Here is a 17,567-nt window from a genome sequence, read left to right as displayed (position 1 = left end):
TGGTCCACGCTTCAAACGTCGCGCTGTGTGTCTACTGGCCGACCAGGCCCGGCTGGAGGGTCTGCGTGAAGAGCACGGTGCCGTCCTGCTCCCGCAGACGGACCGTCAGCTCGCCGCTGGGGCCGTCGATGTCGACCTCGCCGAAGAACTGGAAGCCGTCGGCGGGGGAGACGTTGGCGGTAGTCGGCGCCTTCACGAACACGCGGTCCGGGCCGAAGGTGCCGTCGAGCGCGTTGGCGGGGAAGGCGCCGGCGTTGAGGGGGCCCGAGACGAACTCCCAGAACGGCTCGAAGTCGGTGAAGGCGGCCTTCGACGGCAGGTAGTGCTGCGCCGAGGTGTGGTGCACATCGGCCGTCAGCCACACCGTGCCCGTGATCCGCCGGTGCTTGACGAACCGCAGCAGTTCGGCGATCTGCAGCTCGCGGCCGAGCGGCTTGCCGGGGTCGCCCTGGGCGACGGCCTCGATGTTCGTCCCGTCCGGCACGACGAGGCCGATCGGCATGTCGGAGGCGATCACCTTCCACACCGCCCGGGAACGGGACAGCTCGCGCTCGAGCCATTCCAGTTGCTCCCGGCCGAGGATGCCCTGCGGGTCGGTGGGCTGGTCGCCGGGCGAGTTCGCGTTGCGGTAGGTGCGCATGTCCAGGACGAACACGTCCAGCAGCGGGCCGTGGTGCTGCACGCGGTGGACCCGGCCGCCGGGGCGGCGCAGCGTGGAGGTCGGGACGTACTCGGAGAACGCCCGGCGGGCGCGTGCGGCGAGTACGTCGACGCGCTTCTCGGTGTAGCGGGAGTCGGTGAGGATCTCGCCCGGGTACCAGTTGTTGGTGACCTCGTGGTCGTCCCACTGGACGATGGAGGGGACGCGGGCGTTGAAGGCACGCAGCTTCTCGTCCAGCAGGTTGTAGCGGAAGTTGCCGCGGAACTCCGCGAGGGTCTCGGCGACCTTCGCCTTCTCCTCGGTCGTGATGTTCCGCCACGTGCGGCCGTCGGGCAGGGCCACGCTCTCGGTGATCGGGCCGTCGGCGTAGATGGTGTCGCCGCTGCAGAGGAAGAAGTCCGGGTCGAGGGCGCCCATGGCGTCGTAGATGCGGTAGCCGCCGAACTCCGGGTTGATGCCCCAGCCCTGTCCGGCCAGGTCGCCCGACCAGACGAACCGCACACCGTCGCGGCGCTTGGCGGACGCGGTGCGGAAGGTGCCGGTGACCGGCTCGCCGGTGCGGCGCGGGTCGTCCGGGTCGGCGAGCAGCACGCGGTAGTGGATCTGCTCTCCGGACGGCAGGCCGCGCAGCCGGGTCGTGCCGGTGAAGTCGGTGCCCGGACCCAGCAGCGGGCCGTTTCGGCGGTGCGGGTCGCGGAACGACTCCGTTGCCGACGTCTCGACGATCATCCGGGCCGGCCGGTCGGAGCGCACCCACACCAGCCCGGAGTCGCAGGTCACGTCTCCCGCCTGCACCCCCCATCCCGCCGTCGGGCGCCCGGAGCGTGCGAACGCGGGTGCCGCGCCGAGCGCGGTGGGCAGGGACAGGGCAGCCGACGCGGCGAGCGAGCCACGCAGGACGCTACGGCGCCCGGGCAACGGACGGTGTGACATGGATACGCCTCCAGGGACGGGATCCGGCCAAGTGTGCAGAGCCACACCTACCTGCACGCCGCAGCGCACACACGAACCCCAAGTGAACAACTGACCGCAGGGTGAGGGAACCCCGCTGACCGGTCGGATCACCCGCTCGCGGCCTCGGCCATCAGGCGTAGACCCGCGGCGATCCGGGCGGGCGGCACATGGGCGTAGCCCAGGACGAGCCGGACCTCTCCGGCTCCCTCGGGCTCGGTCGGCGTGTGGGCGAAGGCCGACAGCGGACGCACCGCCACTCCCGCCGCGGCCACTCGCGCGAGGAACCGCTCCTCGGGCCCGTACCGCCGCGGCAGCGTGGCGATCACGTGGAGGCCGGCGGCGATCCCGGACACCTTCGAGCCGGGGAAGTGCGTGTCCAGGGCGGCGACCAGCGCGTCGCGCCGGTCGCGGTAGGCGCGCTGGCAGCGGCGCAGCTGACGGTCGTAGTCGCCGCGCTCCAGGAAGCGGGCGAACAAGGCCTGGTCGAGGGAGGGGTGGCCGAGATCCATGGTGCGCTTGCGTTCGACGACCTCCTGCGCCCAGGACTCCGGCACCAGCATCCAGCCCAGCCGCAGGCCCGGAGCCAGGGACTTGCTGACGGAGCCCGTGTAGGCCACGTGGTCCGGATCGAGGCCCTGGAGCGCGCCGACGGGTGCACGGTCGTAGCGGAAGTCGCCGTCGTAGTCGTCCTCCAGGACGATGCCGTCCACCGACCGCGCCCAGTCCAGCAGCTCGGCGCGACGCCGGGCCGAGTAGGCGATGCCGGTGGGGAACTGGTGGGCCGGAGTCGTCACCACTGCCCGGACGCCGGAGGCTCGCAGCGGCTCCAGGGCGACTCCCTCGTCGTCCACCGGCAGCGGCACGACGGTGACCCCTGCCGACGCGTACAGCGCGTCGTGCTGCGGACTGCCCGGGTCCTCCACGCCGACCGTGCGCACCCCGCGCGCGTGCAGTACGAAACCGAGCAGGGTGGTCGCCTGGGCCACCCCCGACACGACGACGATCCGCTCCGGGTCGGCCACCACGCCCCGCCGCCGGGCGAGCAGTTCGGCCAGCGCGGTGCGCAGCCGCGGCAGCCCGCGCGGGTCGGGGTAGCCCAGCTCCTGGTGCGGCAGATCCGCCAGTACGCCGCGATGCGCGGCGGCCCACGCGGCGCGCGGGAACAGCGCCAGGTCCGGCGTCCCGGGCACGAAGTCGGCACGGGCGCCGGGTGAGCGCGGAGCGAGATCGTGCGCCCGCGGCTGAGCCGCCCGGACGGCCGCCCCCACCCAGGTCCCCGAACCCCGGCCGCTGCGCAGGTACCCTTCGGCCGTCAGCTGCTCGTAGGCCTCCGTGACCAGCCCCCGCGACACCCCGAGGTCCGCCGCGAGATCCCGGCTCGACGGCAGCCGGGTGCCCGGCGCGAGCCGGCCCGAGCGGACCGCCTCGCGCAGCGCCGCCTGCAGGGAACGGCCACGGGTGCGTGCCGGAGCCGAAGCGGCGGGCAGCAGCAGCTCCCAGGCGGCGGACGCCGTACCTTCGCCCGGGTCGCCGCTCCGCGTTGGCGTCATGAGGCAGAACCTTAGGGGAGCTTCTGCCGCCCCCGGGGGCCGGTCAGCGGCTGCCGTCGAGGACCACCCGGGCCACCAGCGCCGGGTCGTCGTTCATCGGGACGTGGCCGCAGCCGGGCAGCCTCACCAGCCGGGCCCCGGGGATGACGCCCTTGGCGCGCACGCCCTGACGCGGGATGAGCAGCCGGTCCCGGTTGCCCCACGCGACGGTGACCGGCGTGCCCACGATGTCGTCGGTGAACCGCACGGTCCGGCCGGAGCGCAGCGTCTCGGAGAACCCCTGCGCCCGGGCCAGCGCGAGCGTCTCGGCGACCACGGCCTCGGGTGAACGGCGGCCCGGGCGGGCGTAGATGGTGCTCGTCAGCAGGGTGCGGCCGATGGCCGGGCGGGCCAGCCGCTCGACCACGGGAGGCGGCATCCGGCGGGCTATCTGCCGCATGGCCGTCAGCACCGTGAAGGCGTAACGGCGCTCGGCCTCGTTCCAGAACCCGGCCGGGGACAGGGCGGTGACGGAACGCACGAGCCGCGCCCGGGCCAGATCCAGCGCCAGCAGGCCGCCCAGCGAGTTGCCCGCCACGTGCGGCCGTTCGATCTCCAGCGCACCGAAGAGCGCGATCAGGACCGTGCTCATCGTGGGCAGGTCGTGCGCCATGCCGCCCGGGAGCGCCGGCGACTCGCCGCAGCCGGGCAGGTCCACGGCGATCACGTCGCGCTCGGCCGCCAACGCGGGGATCACCGGGTCCCACACCTGACGGTGGTGGCCGATACCGTGCAGGAGCAGGAGCGGCTCGCCGCTGCCCCGGCGCGTGTAGGACAGGGTCACGCTCTGCTCGCCCCGCGCGGAGGCGACTTCGAAGGAGACGGTGGCGGACATGGGGTGCTCCTCGGCTGTACTCGCTGACGGACGCTGTAGACAGCTTGTCAGCAATTGCTACCCGCCGGTAGCCCCAGAGTGCCGCCGCCTTCACGGCGCCGGGCCGCTCAACGGGCCCGCCGCACCTCCAGGTTGAACTCGCCGTGCCCGAACTTCCGGAACAGGCCGGCCCACAGGGGCAGCCACATCTCCACGGCCCGGGCCGCCCGGATCCCGCCGAGGTCGAGCACGCGCCCCGCAGGCCAGCCGAACTCCCCGAGCAGCGCCGTCACCTGCTCCTTGGCGCCCGGGTCGTCCCCGCAGACGAAGACGTTGTGCTCGCCCGGCACGCTCGCCGGCTCCACCATCACCCGGCAGTTGACCGTGTTCAGCGACTTCACCACGCGCGCGTGCGGAAACGCCCGCTGGATCTGCTCACCCACGCTGTCCGACTCGACGGGGGAAAGCCGCAGCTCGCCTTCCTCGACCGCCAGCGGGTTGGACACGTCCACGAGGAGCTTCCCGTCGACGTTCTCCGCCCCGGCCGCCTCCAGCGCGGCGAGCGCCACCCGCCCGCCGACCGCGTTCACCACCACCTCCCCGAACTCCGCCGCCTCCGCGAACGTCCCCACGCCCCCGCCCGGGCCGACGGCGGCGGCCCACTGCACGGCGGCCGTGTTGTCCCGCGTGCGCGAGCCGAGCCGCACCTCGTGCCCCAGCTCCACCAGCCGTCCGCCGAGCGTGCGCCCGACCTGTCCCGTGCCCAGCACCGCGTACCGCATCGCCACCTCCCGGAACCGCGCCGCCGATCACCGGCGCCCTGTCGGCCATTCTGTCCGGGAAGTGATGATTCCGCCTGGACAGGGCCGCACCGGTGGGCTGGGATGGAGCCGTGACCACCGAGACCGCGACCGACCTCTTCGAAGCGCACCGCCCCGTCCTGCTGGGCGTCGCCTACCGCATGCTCGGCCGGGTGGCCGACGCGGAGGACGTGGTCCAGGAGGCCTGGCTGCGCTGGTCCGGCAGCTCCCGCGCGGACGTGCGCGAACCGCGCGGCTACCTCGTACGGATCACCACCCGCCTCGCCATCGACCGGCTGCGCCAGATCAAGGCCCGCGGCGAGACGTACGTCGGTCCCTGGCTGCCCGAGCCGTACGTCACCGACTTCGGCGGCACCGTGCCGGACACCACCGAGCGGGCCGTCCTCGCCGACTCCGTCTCCCTCGCCGTCCTCGTCGTGCTGGAGTCGCTGTCACCGCTGGAGCGGGCCGTGTTCGTGCTGCGCGAGGCCTTCGGCTTCCCGCACGCCGACATCGCCGCGATGCTCGACCGCGGCGAACCGGCGGTGCGCCAACTGGCCGGGCGGGCCCGCAAGCACGTCGAGGAACGGCGCCCGCGCTACGACGTCGACCCCGCCCAGCGCCGCGACCTCACCGAGCGGTTCCTCGCCGCCGCGGCCGACGGCGACCTCGAAGGCCTCATGGCGCTGCTCGCCCCGGACGTCCGGCTCGTCGGCGACAGCGGCGGAAAGTCGCGGGCGCCGCTGCGGGTCCTGCGCAGCGCCGACAAGGTGGGCCGGTTCCTCACCGGCGCCGCGCGGAAGGGTCTCCTGGGCCTGACCACGCGCTTCCTGGAGGTCAACGGCGGCCCGGCCGTGCTGATCCTGTCCGGAGGCGAACCCGACTCCGTCCTCCAGCTCGACGTGGCCGACGGCCGCGTGCAGTCGGTCTACGTCATCCGCAACCCCGACAAGCTCCGGTCCCTGGCCGCCGCCTAAACGTCCTGCGGGTCCGGTCCCAGGCCCCGTACGACCGACCCGTGAACGTTCCCGGCCATTGGTCTTGACCAAGGATCAGGGCCGCCTTATGGTCGCAGAGAAGTGCAACAACCTTTAATAAACAAGGGCGCTGAAACGCCGCCGACCACGGCGATTGCGGAGGACAGGGTGGGGACCACGCAGCTGGAATCGGTGCAGGAACCGAAGTACTGGCATCTCAAGACGGTGCTCAGTGCAGCGCTCGACTCGGAGTTCTCGGTGGGGGAGATCCTGCCGAACGAGCGCGACCTCGCGGCCCGCTTCGGGGTCGCCCGGGCGACGCTCCGCCAGGCCCTGGAGCAGCTCGAACTCGAAGGCAGGCTGCAGCGCCGCCGCGGCGTCGGCACGACCGTCGCGCCGCCCCGCATGGGCGTCTCCCTCGGCACCGGCCCGCACACCTGGCCGGGCGGCTCCGAGGACGCCTGGCAGCCCGTCGACTGCACGGCGGCCGTGCCGCCGCCGGCCGTCGCCGACGCGCTGGAGACCGGCCGCGAGGAGCCCGTGCACATCGTGCGGCGCTCCCGGGTCTCGCACGGCCGGCCCGTGGCCGCGGAGCTGCTGTACATCCCGCAGCCCTCGGTGCCCGAGCTCTCCGGTATCGACGCCCCGTCCGGAGCGGCACACGCGCGTGCGGTGCTGCGGGAGCTGCAGCGGCTGGAGCCGGAGCGGCAGGAGAACGCGGTGGAGCTCGGCTCCGCCGGGGCCGACGAGGCGAAGGAGCTGGACCGGCTGCCCGGGGCGCCGGTGCTGGTGGTGACGACGCGGTTCGTCGCCAGGGGGCGTGCGGCGGCGTTGTCGGTGGCGACGTACCGCGCTGACACGTGCCGCCTCACCTTCGGTGACTCGGGGGGCGTGGAGATCCACGACGGACATCAGCGGCAGGCGTCCTGACCTTCGCGCCGCGGGGGTGTGGTGAATCGGGGGCCGGGCGTTCGTTGTGGCTGATCGCGCCCACGCGGCGGAGCCGCATGCCGACACAGCCCCGCGCCCTAAAGGGGGCGTTGCTCCACCGCGAAGAGCTGTTCCTCCACGTGGTCAAGGGCCAGGCGCAGGGCTCCCGTTGCCACGGCCGCGTCTCCCAGGCTGGAGACGGTCACCTCCGGGGGACGCAGACAGTAGCGGGCGAGTTCCTGGCGGAGGGGGCCCAGGACGCCGTCCAGGCCCGCTGCCCAGCCGCCGATGACGACCAGCTCCGGGTCCAGGGCGAGGACGAGCGCGGCCACGTCGTGGACCAGGCGCTGGATGAAGCGGTCGACGGCGGCGCGGGCCTGCCGGTCACCCTCGCGGGCCCGCGCGAAGACCCCGGCGACCGCCTGCTCGTCCAGCGGGTGCAGGGGCTCGTCCGTGGTGGACAGGAGAGTCTCGGGCGTCACCTCCCGGCCCAGCAGATGCAGCGCACCGATCTCGCCGGCCGCTCCGCCGTACCCCCGGTGCAGCCGGCCCCCGATCAGCGAACCGGCACCCGGGCTCAGCCCGGCCAGCACGAACACCACGTCGTCCGACGCGGTGGCCGCGCCCTTCCAGTGCTCGGCGACGACGGCCGCGTTGGCGTCGTTCTCGACCAGCACCGGGCACTTGAACGACCGGCTCAGCCGCTCGCCCAGCCGCAGCCCCGTCCACCCCGGCAGCGCCGTGCCCAGCCGCACCGTGCCGTCGGCCTCCACGATCCCGGGCGTGGCCACGCCCACGGCCCGCAGCGAGCCGCGCGCGACCCCGGCCCGCCGCAGCGACTCGGCGACGGCCCCGCGCAGGCGCTCCAGCCGCTCGTCGGCCTCCGCCGTCTCGGGGACCTCCTTGGATTGCGCGCCGATCACCCGGCCGTCCAGGTCGGACAACAGCGCGGCCACCCGATGCGCCCCGATCTCGAGACCGAGCAGATGACCGGCCTCCGCCCGGAACCGGAACCGCCGTGCCGGACGCCCCTGCCGCCGGGCAGCGCCCTCCTCGGCCGCCTTCTCCACGACGAGCCCGGCCTCGATGAGCCCCTCGACGACGCCCTCCACCGTCGGCCGGGACAGCCCCGTCACCCGGGTGATCTCGGTCAGCGTCGCGCAGTCCGTGGCGCGCAGCGCGTGCAGCACCACCGCGGAGTTGATCCTTCGCAGCAGCGAGGGATCCCCGCCGGTCAGCCGCCCCACCGTCCGTCCTCCCAGGTCGTGCCCGTGTTGGCCGGATCGTACTTCGACGCGGCACACCCCGGCGAGGGGCAGGCACCGGCCCGGTGATCAGCCGGGCGCCACGAACCCCGACTCGTACGCCGCGATCACCGCCTGGGTGCGGTCCCGTGCCCCCAACTTCGCCAGCACCGCGCTGACATGCGACTTCACGGTCTCGGTCCCCACGACCAGCCCGGCGGCGATCTCCGCGTTCGACAGGCCCCGCGCCATCAGCCGCAGCACCTCGGACTCGCGTTCGGTCAGCTGGGCCCGCTCCAGCAGGGCCCGCGCCGCTCGGTTCCCGCCGGTGTCGCCGTACTCGGCGGCGAGCTGCCGCACCGAGGCCGGGAAGAGCAGCGACTCGCCCTCGGCGATCAGCCGCACCGCGTGCACGATCTCGGCGGGTCGGGCCCGCTTGAGCAGGAACCCGTCGGCTCCCGCCCGCAGCGCCTCGTACACGTACTCGTCGTTCTCGAACGTCGTCACCACGAGGATCCGCGGTGGATCGTCGACCGTCCGCAGCAGCGCCCGGGTGGCCTCGATACCGTCCAGCAGCGGCATCCGTACGTCCATGGCGACGACGTCCGGCCGCAGCCGCCGCACGAGTGGGATCACCGCCGCCCCGTCCGCGGCCTCCCCCACGACCTCGATGTCGGGCTGCGCCTCCAGCACGGCCCGCAGGCCCGCGCGCACCAGGGGTTCGTCGTCGACGAGGAGAACGGTGACCGGCATCGGGCCAGCGTAGATCAACTCAGCGGCAGTTCGGCGTGGACCTGCCAGTCGCCCTCGTCGGGCCCGGTCCGGGCCAGCCCGCCGAGCAGGGCCGCGCGTTCGCGTATCCCGCGCAAGCCGCTGCCGCGCCCGGAGCCGGGGGCCCCGGCCGGCAGCGGATTGCGGATCGCGAGGACGAGGGTGCCGTCGGCGACACACACGCGGACGCGGACCGGGACCGCCCCCGCATGCCGCAGCACGTTGGTCAGCGCTTCCTGGAGGATGCGGTAGCCCTCCCGGGACACCGGCCCGGGCACCGTCTCCACCGGGCCGGTCACCTCGGCGTCGACCTTCGCCCCGGAGGCCCGGGCCGACTCCAGCAGGCGGTCGGCGTCCGCGAGGGTCGGTCTGCCGCTCACCGGTTTTCCCGACTCGCGCAGGACGCCGAGCACCCGCTCCAGGTCCTCCAGAGCGGCCCGGCCGGTCTCCTCGATGGCGTCCAGGGCCCGGTCGGTGAAGGCTGGATCGCCCGCCGCCCGGGCCGCCCCCGCCTGCACGACGGCGACCGTGAGCGCGTGCCCGATGGAATCGTGCAACTCGCGGGCGATGCGCGTGCGTTCCAGGAGCTGTTCCGTGCGCTCCTCCAGTGCGGCGAGCCGCTCGGCGGGTGAAGGGCCGAGCAGGCGCAGGGCGAGCGCCGTGACGAGGTGCCCCGAACCGACCACGACCGCGGCGGCCAGGACCAGTGGCAGGGGCGCGAGCAGGGCGTGCCACCAGTGGTGGCCCGTGACGACGACGAGCCAGGTACCGCCGGCACGCTCGCCACCGAGTGCCGTCGACACCAGGTCCACGCCGAGGAGGAGAAGCTGGACGGCGAGGTGCGACACCAGGGCGCCGAGGAACAGCCTGGTCTGGAGCCACACCACCATCCGGCCGCGATCACCCCAGGTGGCCGAGGGGGCGACGACGATCTCCGGGCTCTCGCCACCCTCCCGATGGCCGATCAGCAGCAGCCTCGCCTGGAACCCCTCCACGATCCGCATGGCGGGGACCAGGCCCGCGAGCCCCAGCAGCACGGTCGCCGTGGCCACCGTCCACCACGCCTCGTCGATGAACAGCCACAGGGACGGCCACACGATGGCCATGGAGAGATGCAGCCACCGCGTGTACGTCACAGCCCGTGTGAAGGGGCGCAGCATGCGGACCATGGCGTCATCGTGCCAGCCGGCACCGACAGCGAGCCTCCCCCGCAGGGGGGAGACGATCTCCACCGCCGGGGGAGGACCGCACTCCGGTCCGGCCGTCACGCTGCTGTCATGACCAGCATCAACGTCCAGGACCTCACCAAGGAGTTCGGCGGCCGGCGGGCCGTGGACCGGCTCACCTTCCGCGTGCAGCCCGGCCGCGTCACCGGCTTCCTCGGCCCGAACGGCGCCGGAAAGTCCACCACCATGCGGCTGGTGCTCGGCCTCGACCGGCCGACCGCCGGTTCCGCCACGATCGGCGGCCGGCCCTACCCGGCGCTCCGCGAACCCCTGCGCCATGTGGGCGCCCTGCTCGACGCACAGGCCGCGCACGGCTCGCGCACCGCCCGTGACCACCTCCGCGTCCTGGCCGCGAGCAACCGCATCCCGGACCGGCGGATCGACGAGGTGCTGGAGGAGACGGGCCTGGCCTCGGTGGCCCGGCGCCGCGTGCGGACGTACTCCCTGGGCATGCGCCAGCGGCTCGGCATCGCAGCCGCCCTGCTGGGCGACCCCGAGGTGGTCATGCTGGACGAGCCGTCCAACGGCCTCGACCCCGAAGGCATCGTGTGGATCCGGCGGTTGCTGCAACGGCTCGCGGGGGAGGGGCGAACGGTCCTGGTCTCCAGCCATCTGATGAACGAGACCGCGTCCTTCGCGGACCACCTCGTCGTCCTCGGCCGGGGCCGACTGCTGGCCGACACCCCGATGCGGGACTTCATCCACGCGCGCGTGCAACCGCGAGTCCGGATCCGCACGAGCGACCCCGCCGCCCTGCGCGGTGCCCTGGCCCGGCACGGCCACGAGGCCGAGGAGCACGCGGACGGTCACTGGACCGTGCACCACGCACGCGTGGACGACATCGGCCGTGTCACGTCCGCCGCGGGTGTACCGGTTCTGGAACTCGCGGCCGAGGAGGGCACCTTGGAGCAGGCCTACTTCGACCTCACGGCCACCGAGACCGAGTTCACCGCACAGCCCCAGGAGGCCTGACCATGGAATTCACGCCCGTACTGCGCTCCGAGTGGCTGAAGATCCGCACGCTGCGCTCGCTCACGGCGGTGTTGCCGGCGCTGTTCGCCGCCACCGTCGCGTTCTCCGCGATCGCCGGTGTCTCCGATGCCTCGGACCCGGGGTTCGATCCGCTGTTCGCGGCCCTGTCCGGCGTCATCCCGGGACAGATCGCGGCCATCTCGTTCGGGGCCATGGCCGTGTCGTCGGAGTTTCACCAGGGCGCGCTCCGGCTCTCGCTGGCCGCGGTCCCCCGGCGCGGCCGGTGGTTCGCGGCCAAGGCGGCCGTCATCGCCGTGCCGGCGCTCCTCGCGGGGCTGGTGACGGCCCTCGCCGCCCTCCTTGTGGGGCGGGCCGGGCTCGGCTCGGCGGCCGACACGCTCAGCACCGGTGAGCAGGTGCGCGGTGTCGTGGGCTGCGGCGTCTACCTCATGCTGATGGCCCTGTTCGCCGCCGGGCTGGCCGCCCTGCTGCGCAGCGGCGTGGCCACCCTGTCGTTGTTGATCCCGTTCATCCTCGTCGTGTCGTTCGTGATCGGTGACGCCACGGGCACCGTCGCGGACTTCCTGCCCGACAAAGCGGGGCAGTTGGTCCTGCGGGAGTCGTACGGCGGGGCGTCGCTCGGACCGTGGTCGGGGCTCGCGGTGACCGCGCTGTGGACGGCCGCCGCCCTGCTGGCCGGAGCCTGGAGCGTGCGGCGCAGGGACGCCTGACGGCGAGCCGGTTGATGCCCCGCCAAGTGTCAGTGGGGGCGGGTTTACTGGACCCATGAACATCGCACAGCACATCGCGCTCATCGACGAGCTGTGCTACCGCCCCTTTCCGGCGGAGCACGGCCCGTCGGACGTCGGCGTCTCGGGGCCCGGCCACCACATCGCGGTGTTAGAGGCCGCGACCGATGACGACCCGGCGGTCCGGGCGGTGACGATCGACCAGTACGAGAAGGACCGGGACGCCCTCTACGAGCTCCTCGCCTCCCGCTGGGGCGACACGCCTCCGTACAACCTCCACACCGTCCTGCTGCGCACCGAGCGGGAGGAGATACCCCGGCCGTGGGCCGAGTTGAGCGCCTGCGCGGGCATCGCCCACCTGTGGGAGGTGGAGGGCACCGGCCGCTGGGTGGCCGTGGCGGTCGCGGACCGGGACGCCTCGCGGGAGGTCCGACTACTGGCCCTGGTCACGGAGACCGACCCGCCGTAGGAGATCAGGCCCCGGCGGCTTCCCGCAACCGTCCGAACTCCTCCGCCATCGTCTCGGCCGTCCAGTGCGCGTTCAGCCCGCTCGGGTTGGGCAGCACCCACACGCGCGTGTCCCCGATCGTCCGCGACTGCGGCCCCACCCGCGCCGTGCGGTCGTCGAACGCGGCACGGTACGCGGTCACCCCCACGACGGCCAGCCAGCGCGGCCGCAGCAGCTCCACCTTCGCCGCGAGCAGCCGCCCACCCTCCCGGTACTCCTCGGCGCTCAGCTCGTCGGCCCGGGCCGAGGGCCGCGCCACGACGTTGGTGATGCCGAGCCCGTACGCGAGCAACTCCTGCTGCTCGGACGGCTTCAGCAGCCGCGGAGTGAACCCGGACCGGTGCAGCACCGGCCAGAAGCGGTTTCCGGGGCGGGCGAAGTGATGGCCCGTCGCGGCCGTCATCAGGCCGGGGTTGATGCCGCAGAACAGGACGTGCAGCCCCTCCGCGACCACGTCGGGCACGACGCGGTCACGGGCGGCCTCCAGTTCCTCGGGCGTGAAACGCGCCATCGGAGGGCGGCGGGTCAGAGGATGGCCCCGGGCGTGTAACCCGCGGCCTGGGGGTTCTGCTTGACGATCTCCTCGACCCGGGCGACGACGGTGGCGACCTGGTCGCCCGCGGCGCCGGTGAAGGACAGCTTGTCGGCCATCAGCGCGTCCAGCCGGCCCCGGTCCAGCGGGATGCGCGCGTCGGCGGCCAGCTTGTCGAGCAGTTCGTTGCGCTCGGCGCCCTGCTCGCGCATGGCGAGCGCGGAGGCGACGGCGTTCTCCTTGATCGCCTCGTGCGCGAGCTCCCGGCCGACCCCGGCGCGCACGGCGCCCATCAGCACCTTGGTGGTGGCGAGGAACGGCAGGTAGCGGTCCAGCTCGCGGGCAACGACCGCCGGGAACGCGCCGAACTCGTCGAGCACCGTCAGGAACGTCTCCAGCAGACCGTCCAGCGCGAAGAACGCGTCGGGCAGGGCGACCCGGCGCACCACCGAGCAGGACACGTCGCCCTCGTTCCACTGGTCACCCGTCAGCTCGCCGGTCATCGAGGCGTAGCCGCGCAGGATCACCATCAGTCCGTTGACGCGCTCGCAGGAGCGGGTGTTCATCTTGTGCGGCATCGCCGAGGAGCCGACCTGGCCGGGCTTGAAGCCCTCGGTGACCAGTTCGTGCCCTGCCATCAGCCGGATCGTCTTCGCCAGCGACGACGGGGCCGCCGCCAGCTGCACCAGCGCCGTCACCACCTCGTAGTCCAGTGAGCGCGGGTAGACCTGGCCGACCGAGGTGAACGCCTGCGAGAAGCCGAGGTGCCCGGCGATCCGCTGCTCCAGGTCCGCGAGCTTCGCGGCGTCCCCGCCCAGCAGGTCCAGCATGTCCTGCGCGGTGCCGACCGGGCCCTTGATGCCGCGCAGCGGGTAGCGGCCCAGCAGCTCCTCGATGCGGCCGTGGGCGACGAGCATTTCGTCGGCGGCGGTGGCGAAGCGCTTGCCGAGGGTGGTGGCCTGCGCGGCGACGTTGTGCGAGCGGCCGGCCATGACCAGCTCGCCGTACTCGCCGGCGAGCTTGCCGAGCCGGGCCAGGACGGCGACGGTGCGGTCGCGCATCAGCTCCAGCGAGAGGCGGATCTGCAGCTGCTCGACGTTCTCGGTCAGGTCGCGCGAGGTCATGCCCTTGTGCACGTGCTCGTGCCCGGCGAGGTCGTTGAACTCCTCGATCCGCGCCTTCACGTCGTGCCGCGTGACCTTCTCGCGCTCGGCGATGGAGGCCAGGTCGACGGTGTCGAGGACGCGCTCGTAGTCGGCGAGCGCCGCGTCCGGCACCTCGATCCCGAGGTCCTTCTGGGCGCGCAGCACGGCGAGCCAGAGCTGCCGCTCCAGCTTCACCTTCTGCTCGGGCGACCAGAGCGTGGCGAGCTCGGCGGAGGCGTAGCGTCCGGCGAGGACGTTGGGGATGCGGGGCTTGGCGGGAGCGGAAGTCACGTGACCGGATTCTACTGGCGATTCGTGCAGGCCAGCGCCGCGGGTGTCTTTGTCGGAACCTACGACGCCGTCATGGACGCGCCCACCTGCGGCTACGCCAGGTCTTCGTACGGCAGCAGCTCCGGCCGCTTGGGCGGGAGGCCGTCGCCGGAGGAGCGGCCCGTCAGACGGCGGCCTATCCACGGCAGCAGGTGCTGCCGGGCGAAGCGTGCGTCCCCCACGCGCCGCATGACCCAGCCCGGCGGCAGCGTCGCCGGCAACGGAGTGTGCCAGTCGGCGTCCTCGGGGTCATGGCCCAGCGTCTGCCACACCGCCTCCGCGACCCGGCGGTGACCCTCGGCCGTCAGGTGCAGACGGTCCACGTCCCACATCCGCGGGTCGCTCAGGGACGGCGCGCCGTACAGGTCGACGACGATCGCGCCGTGCCGGGCGGCCAGCTCGTCGACACAGGCGAACAGCTCCTCCATGCGCGACCGGAACCGCTCCAGGACGGGGCCCTGCCGGCCCGGGCTGCGCATCAGCACGAGCTGACGGCACGCGGGGGCCAGCTTCTCCACGGCCTCCTCCAGGAGCGCGCGCACCCGGCCCATGTCGCACTTGGGCCGCAGGGTGTCGTTGAGGCCGCCGACCAGGGTGATCACGTCGGCTCCCATGGCCGCCGCGACGTCGACCTGCTCGTCGACGATCTGCTGGATCAGCTTGCCGCGCACCGCGAGGTTGGCGTACCGGAAGCCGGGCGTACGGGCCGCCATCCGCGCGGCGAGCAGGTCCGCCCAGCCTCGGTAGGTGCCGTCGGGCAGGAGGTCCGACATGCCCTCGGTGAAGGAGTCGCCGACCGCGACCAGGCTGCTGTAGGTGGGGTTCGTCTGCATGGCGACGGAAATGGTATCCCGTGCACATACCCGTCAGTCGGTCGGTCCCGCGAACCCGGTCCTCACACCCGCCGGCCGAACAGCTCCCGCAGCACGTCCTCCATGGTCACGAGGCCGGCCAGCCGCCCGTCCGACCCGAGGACGGCCGCGAGGTGCGTTCGGCTGCTCCGCATCGCGGTGAGGACGTCGTCCAGCGGGGTGTGTTCCCGCACCCGTGCGATGGGGCGCATGTCCCGCAGCCGGAACGGCACGTCGCGCCCGGCGGCGTCCAGGGCGTCCTTCACATGCAGGTAGCCGACGATCCGCCGCCCCTCGTCCACCACCGGGAAGCGGGAGAACCCCGACTCGGCCGACAGCCGCTCCAGCTCCTCCGGAGTGACGCCCACACTCGCGTACTCCACGTGTTCCAGCGGCAGCACCACGTCCCGCACCACACGGCGGCCCAGCTCCAGCGCGTCGCGCAGCCGCTCCTGGGCACGGTCGTCGATCAGCCCCGCCTCGCCGGAGTCCTTCACGATCTGCGCTATCTGCGCGTCCGAGTAGGAGGCGGCCACCTCTTCCCGGGCCTGAACGCGCAGCAGCTTGAGCAGCGCGTTGGCGAACGCGTTCACCGTGAAGATCACCGGGCGCAGCGCCCGGGACAGCGCTACCAGGGGCGGTCCGAGCGCCAGCGCGCTGCGCACCGGCTCGGCGAGCGCGATGTTCTTCGGGACCATCTCGCCGAGCAGCATGTGCAGATACGTCGCGAGGGACAGCGCGATCACGAAGGACACCGCGTGACCCGCGCCCTCGGGCACACCCATCGCGTGGAACGCCGGCTCCAGCAGATGCGCGATCGCCGGCTCGGCCACCACGCCCAGCACCAGCGTGCACAGCGTGATGCCGAGCTGGGCGGCCGCCATCAGCGCGGACACGTGCTCCAGGCCCCACAGCACGCTCTTGGCGCGCCGGTCGCCCCGGTCGGCGTAGGGCTCGATCTGGCTGCGGCGCACCGAGATCAGCGCGAACTCGGCGCCGACGAAGAAGGCGTTGACGACGAGCGTCGCCAGACCGATCAGCAGCTGGACGGCGGTCACAGCTCCACTCCCTTCTCGTCGGGCTTCCGGTCGTCGAGCGGTGCGCGCAGCCGGACGCGGGCGGCCCGGCGCCCCGTCGCGTCCAGGACCTCCAGGTGCCAGCCGGCGACCTGGAGGGTGTCACCGGCGGCCGGTATCCGCCCGAGCACCGTCGCCACCAGTCCGGCGAGTGTCTCGTAGGGTCCTTCCGGTGTGCGCAGCCCGATCCGCTCCAGCTGGTCCACGCGCGCGGAGCCGTCGGCCGAGTACAGGGCGTGCCCGCTCTCGTCGGTGCCGGCCGCGGCCAGGTCGGGGGACTCGTGCGGGTCGTGCTCGTCGCGCACTTCGCCGACGACCTCCTCGACGATGTCCTCCAGCGTGGCCACTCCCGCCGTGCCGCCGTACTCGTCGATCACCACGGCCATCGTGCGCTTGCCGGACAGCCGGTCCAGGAGCCGGTCGACGGTGAGGGTCTCCGGGACCAGCAGCGGCTCGCGCATCAGCTCGGAGACGTAGATCCGGGTCCGGCGCTCGGCCGGCACCGCCAGCACGTCCTTGACGTGGGCCGTTCCGACGACCGAGTCGAGAGTCCCGCGGTAGACGGGGAACCGGGACAGGCCGGTCGCCCGGGTCGCGTTCGCCACGTCCTCCAGGGTGGCCTGCACCTCCAGTGCGACGACCTGCACCCGGGGCGTCATCACGTTCTCCGCGGTCAGGTCGGCGAGGTTCAGCGTGCGTACGAACAGCTCGGCGGTGTCCGGCTCCAGAACGCCCTCCTTGGCGGAGTGCCGGGCGAGGGCGGCCAGCTCCTGGGGCCCGCGCGCCGAGGCCAGTTCCTCGGCGGGCTCGACGCCGATCCGCCGCACGACCCGGTTCGCCGTGTTGTTGAGGTGCGTGATGAACGGCCGGAACACGGCGCTGAACCCGCGCTGCGCGTTGCCCACGGTCTTCGCGACGGTCAGCGGCGAGGAGATCGCCCAGTTCTTGGGCACCAGCTCGCCGACGACCATCAGGAACACCGTCGACGCGGCCGTGCCGAGCACCAGCGCGATGCTGTGCGACGCCGAGCGCGAGACGCCGAGGTCCTCCAGCGGCCCGGCGATCAGGGCGGCGATCGACGGCTCGGCGAGCATGCCGACCACCAGGTTCGTGACGGTGATGCCGAGCTGCGCACCGGAGAGCTGGAACGTCAGACTCCGTACGGCCTTCAGCGCCCCCTGCGCGCCCCGGTCACCGCGCTCGACGGCGCGCTCCAGCTCGGCGCGCTCGACCGTGGTGAGGGAGAACTCGGCCGCCACGAAGGCGCCGCAGGCGAGCGAGAGCGCGATCGCCGCCAGGAGGAGGAGCACTTCGGTCATCGGTTCACCCCCGTTCCATGGTTCTCCAGGACGGGGCGGAACGCGCGGTGTCGCGCACGGGGAGGGTCGCCCATGGGCGGACGCTCACAACCTTTCATGCAGGACCGAGTGGCCATTCA

17 protein-coding genes are annotated in these 17,567 nt (G+C 73.1%); 5 read left to right on the top strand and 12 right to left on the bottom strand.

Annotation, left to right across the window (positions count from 1 at the left end; translation table 11 throughout):
- Positions 1–31: 31 nt before the first annotated feature.
- The 4 genes from ACFY9S_RS25470 to ACFY9S_RS25455 form a co-directional block, all read right to left on the bottom strand.
- Positions 32–1,594: an alkaline phosphatase D family protein gene (locus tag ACFY9S_RS25470; RefSeq protein WP_391132247.1), complete on the bottom strand. Its 1,563-nt coding sequence runs from the start codon at positions 1,592–1,594 to the stop codon at positions 32–34.
- Between the two features lie 128 nt (positions 1,595–1,722).
- Entirely contained in the window at positions 1,723–3,165 is a 1,443-nt protein-coding gene (locus ACFY9S_RS25465; protein ID WP_391132245.1) for an aminotransferase class I/II-fold pyridoxal phosphate-dependent enzyme, read from the bottom strand.
- A gap of 43 nt (positions 3,166–3,208) precedes the next feature.
- Positions 3,209–4,039 carry an alpha/beta fold hydrolase gene (locus ACFY9S_RS25460; RefSeq protein WP_391132243.1) on the bottom strand — a complete coding sequence of 277 codons (831 nt, stop codon included), beginning with the start codon at positions 4,037–4,039 and terminating at the stop codon, positions 3,209–3,211.
- Positions 4,040–4,146: 107 nt separating this feature from the next.
- Positions 4,147–4,800 (bottom strand): NAD(P)-binding domain-containing protein, encoded by a 654-nt coding sequence (locus ACFY9S_RS25455; protein WP_391132241.1) that lies wholly within the window; start codon positions 4,798–4,800, stop codon positions 4,147–4,149.
- A gap of 110 nt (positions 4,801–4,910) precedes the next feature.
- Between ACFY9S_RS25455 and ACFY9S_RS25450 the strand changes: the two genes are divergently transcribed.
- Together ACFY9S_RS25450 and ACFY9S_RS25445 are read left to right on the top strand one after the other, a co-directional pair.
- On the top strand, positions 4,911–5,795 hold the full coding sequence (locus tag ACFY9S_RS25450; RefSeq protein ID WP_391132239.1) for an RNA polymerase sigma-70 factor: 885 nt from the start codon (positions 4,911–4,913) through the stop codon (positions 5,793–5,795).
- Between the two features lie 168 nt (positions 5,796–5,963).
- Positions 5,964–6,725 (top strand): UTRA domain-containing protein, encoded by a 762-nt coding sequence (locus ACFY9S_RS25445; RefSeq protein ID WP_391132237.1) that lies wholly within the window; start codon positions 5,964–5,966, stop codon positions 6,723–6,725.
- A 98-nt stretch (positions 6,726–6,823) separates the two neighbouring features.
- Here the strand turns inward: ACFY9S_RS25445 and ACFY9S_RS25440 are convergent, their stop codons facing one another.
- The 3 genes from ACFY9S_RS25440 to ACFY9S_RS25430 all read right to left on the bottom strand — a co-directional run bounded on the left by ACFY9S_RS25440 (position 6,824) and on the right by ACFY9S_RS25430 (position 9,909).
- Positions 6,824–7,972 carry an ROK family protein gene (locus ACFY9S_RS25440; RefSeq protein ID WP_391132235.1) on the bottom strand — a complete coding sequence of 383 codons (1,149 nt, stop codon included), beginning with the start codon at positions 7,970–7,972 and terminating at the stop codon, positions 6,824–6,826.
- Positions 7,973–8,059: 87 nt separating this feature from the next.
- Positions 8,060–8,722, bottom strand: coding sequence for a response regulator transcription factor (locus ACFY9S_RS25435; RefSeq protein WP_102911078.1), 663 nt, complete (start codon positions 8,720–8,722; stop codon positions 8,060–8,062).
- Between the two features lie 14 nt (positions 8,723–8,736).
- Complete coding sequence (locus tag ACFY9S_RS25430; protein ID WP_391132414.1) at positions 8,737–9,909, bottom strand: histidine kinase; 1,173 nt, start codon at positions 9,907–9,909, stop codon at positions 8,737–8,739.
- Positions 9,910–10,017: 108 nt separating this feature from the next.
- On the opposite strand from ACFY9S_RS25430, the gene ACFY9S_RS25425 reads away from it, so the two are divergent.
- Genes ACFY9S_RS25425 through ACFY9S_RS25415 form a run of 3 tightly spaced genes read left to right on the top strand, consistent with a single transcriptional unit; the run spans position 10,018 to position 12,156 of the window.
- Complete coding sequence (locus ACFY9S_RS25425; RefSeq protein ID WP_391132233.1) at positions 10,018–10,938, top strand: ATP-binding cassette domain-containing protein; 921 nt, start codon at positions 10,018–10,020, stop codon at positions 10,936–10,938.
- Positions 10,939–10,940: 2 nt separating this feature from the next.
- Positions 10,941–11,669, top strand: coding sequence for an ABC transporter permease (locus ACFY9S_RS25420; RefSeq protein WP_391132231.1), 729 nt, complete (start codon positions 10,941–10,943; stop codon positions 11,667–11,669).
- 55 nt (positions 11,670–11,724) lie between these two features.
- Positions 11,725–12,156, top strand: a complete 432-nt coding sequence (locus ACFY9S_RS25415) for a hypothetical protein (protein ID WP_391132230.1) — start codon at positions 11,725–11,727, stop codon at positions 12,154–12,156.
- A 4-nt stretch (positions 12,157–12,160) separates the two neighbouring features.
- Here the strand turns inward: ACFY9S_RS25415 and mug are convergent, their stop codons facing one another.
- The 5 genes from mug to ACFY9S_RS25390 all read right to left on the bottom strand — a co-directional run bounded on the left by mug (position 12,161) and on the right by ACFY9S_RS25390 (position 17,448).
- On the bottom strand, positions 12,161–12,706 hold the full coding sequence (mug, locus tag ACFY9S_RS25410) for a G/U mismatch-specific DNA glycosylase (protein ID WP_391132228.1): 546 nt from the start codon (positions 12,704–12,706) through the stop codon (positions 12,161–12,163).
- Positions 12,707–12,720: 14 nt separating this feature from the next.
- Positions 12,721–14,163, bottom strand: coding sequence for an adenylosuccinate lyase (purB, locus tag ACFY9S_RS25405; protein WP_391132226.1), 1,443 nt, complete (start codon positions 14,161–14,163; stop codon positions 12,721–12,723).
- Positions 14,164–14,255: 92 nt separating this feature from the next.
- Positions 14,256–15,035, bottom strand: coding sequence for an SGNH/GDSL hydrolase family protein (locus ACFY9S_RS25400; RefSeq protein WP_391132224.1), 780 nt, complete (start codon positions 15,033–15,035; stop codon positions 14,256–14,258).
- A 62-nt stretch (positions 15,036–15,097) separates the two neighbouring features.
- Positions 15,098–16,111, bottom strand: a complete 1,014-nt coding sequence (locus ACFY9S_RS25395; protein ID WP_391132222.1) for a CNNM domain-containing protein — start codon at positions 16,109–16,111, stop codon at positions 15,098–15,100.
- Positions 16,108–17,448, bottom strand: a complete 1,341-nt coding sequence (locus ACFY9S_RS25390; protein WP_391132220.1) for a CNNM domain-containing protein — start codon at positions 17,446–17,448, stop codon at positions 16,108–16,110. The genes ACFY9S_RS25395 and ACFY9S_RS25390 overlap by 4 nt, the downstream gene beginning before the upstream one ends.
- Between the last annotated feature and the right edge of the window lie 119 nt (positions 17,449–17,567).

Origin of the sequence: Streptomyces sp. NPDC012474, assembly GCF_042955185.1 — a bacterium.
GTDB lineage: Bacteria > Actinomycetota > Actinomycetes > Streptomycetales > Streptomycetaceae > Streptomyces > Streptomyces cahuitamycinicus.
This window is presented reverse-complemented; position numbering and strand designations above follow the sequence as displayed.

Bases quoted from the DNA above. Each gene is read 5' to 3' on its own strand.
- ACFY9S_RS25390 (WP_391132220.1), bottom strand. From the start codon at position 17,448: ATGACCGAAGTGCTCCTCCTCCTGGCGGCGATCGCGCTCTCGCTCGCC.
- ACFY9S_RS25465 (WP_391132245.1), bottom strand. From the start codon at position 3,165: ATGACGCCAACGCGGAGCGGCGACCCGGGCGAAGGTACGGCGTCCGCC.
- ACFY9S_RS25425 (WP_391132233.1), top strand. From the start codon at position 10,018: ATGACCAGCATCAACGTCCAGGACCTCACCAAGGAGTTCGGCGGCCGG.
- ACFY9S_RS25430 (WP_391132414.1), bottom strand. From the start codon at position 9,909: ATGGTCCGCATGCTGCGCCCCTTCACACGGGCTGTGACGTACACGCGG.
- ACFY9S_RS25420 (WP_391132231.1), top strand. From the start codon at position 10,941: ATGGAATTCACGCCCGTACTGCGCTCCGAGTGGCTGAAGATCCGCACG.
- ACFY9S_RS25415 (WP_391132230.1), top strand. From the start codon at position 11,725: ATGAACATCGCACAGCACATCGCGCTCATCGACGAGCTGTGCTACCGC.
- ACFY9S_RS25400 (WP_391132224.1), bottom strand. From the start codon at position 15,035: ATGCAGACGAACCCCACCTACAGCAGCCTGGTCGCGGTCGGCGACTCC.
- ACFY9S_RS25460 (WP_391132243.1), bottom strand. From the start codon at position 4,039: ATGTCCGCCACCGTCTCCTTCGAAGTCGCCTCCGCGCGGGGCGAGCAG.
- ACFY9S_RS25470 (WP_391132247.1), bottom strand. From the start codon at position 1,594: ATGTCACACCGTCCGTTGCCCGGGCGCCGTAGCGTCCTGCGTGGCTCG.
- ACFY9S_RS25435 (WP_102911078.1), bottom strand. From the start codon at position 8,722: ATGCCGGTCACCGTTCTCCTCGTCGACGACGAACCCCTGGTGCGCGCG.
- mug (WP_391132228.1), bottom strand. From the start codon at position 12,706: ATGGCGCGTTTCACGCCCGAGGAACTGGAGGCCGCCCGTGACCGCGTC.
- ACFY9S_RS25455 (WP_391132241.1), bottom strand. From the start codon at position 4,800: ATGCGGTACGCGGTGCTGGGCACGGGACAGGTCGGGCGCACGCTCGGC.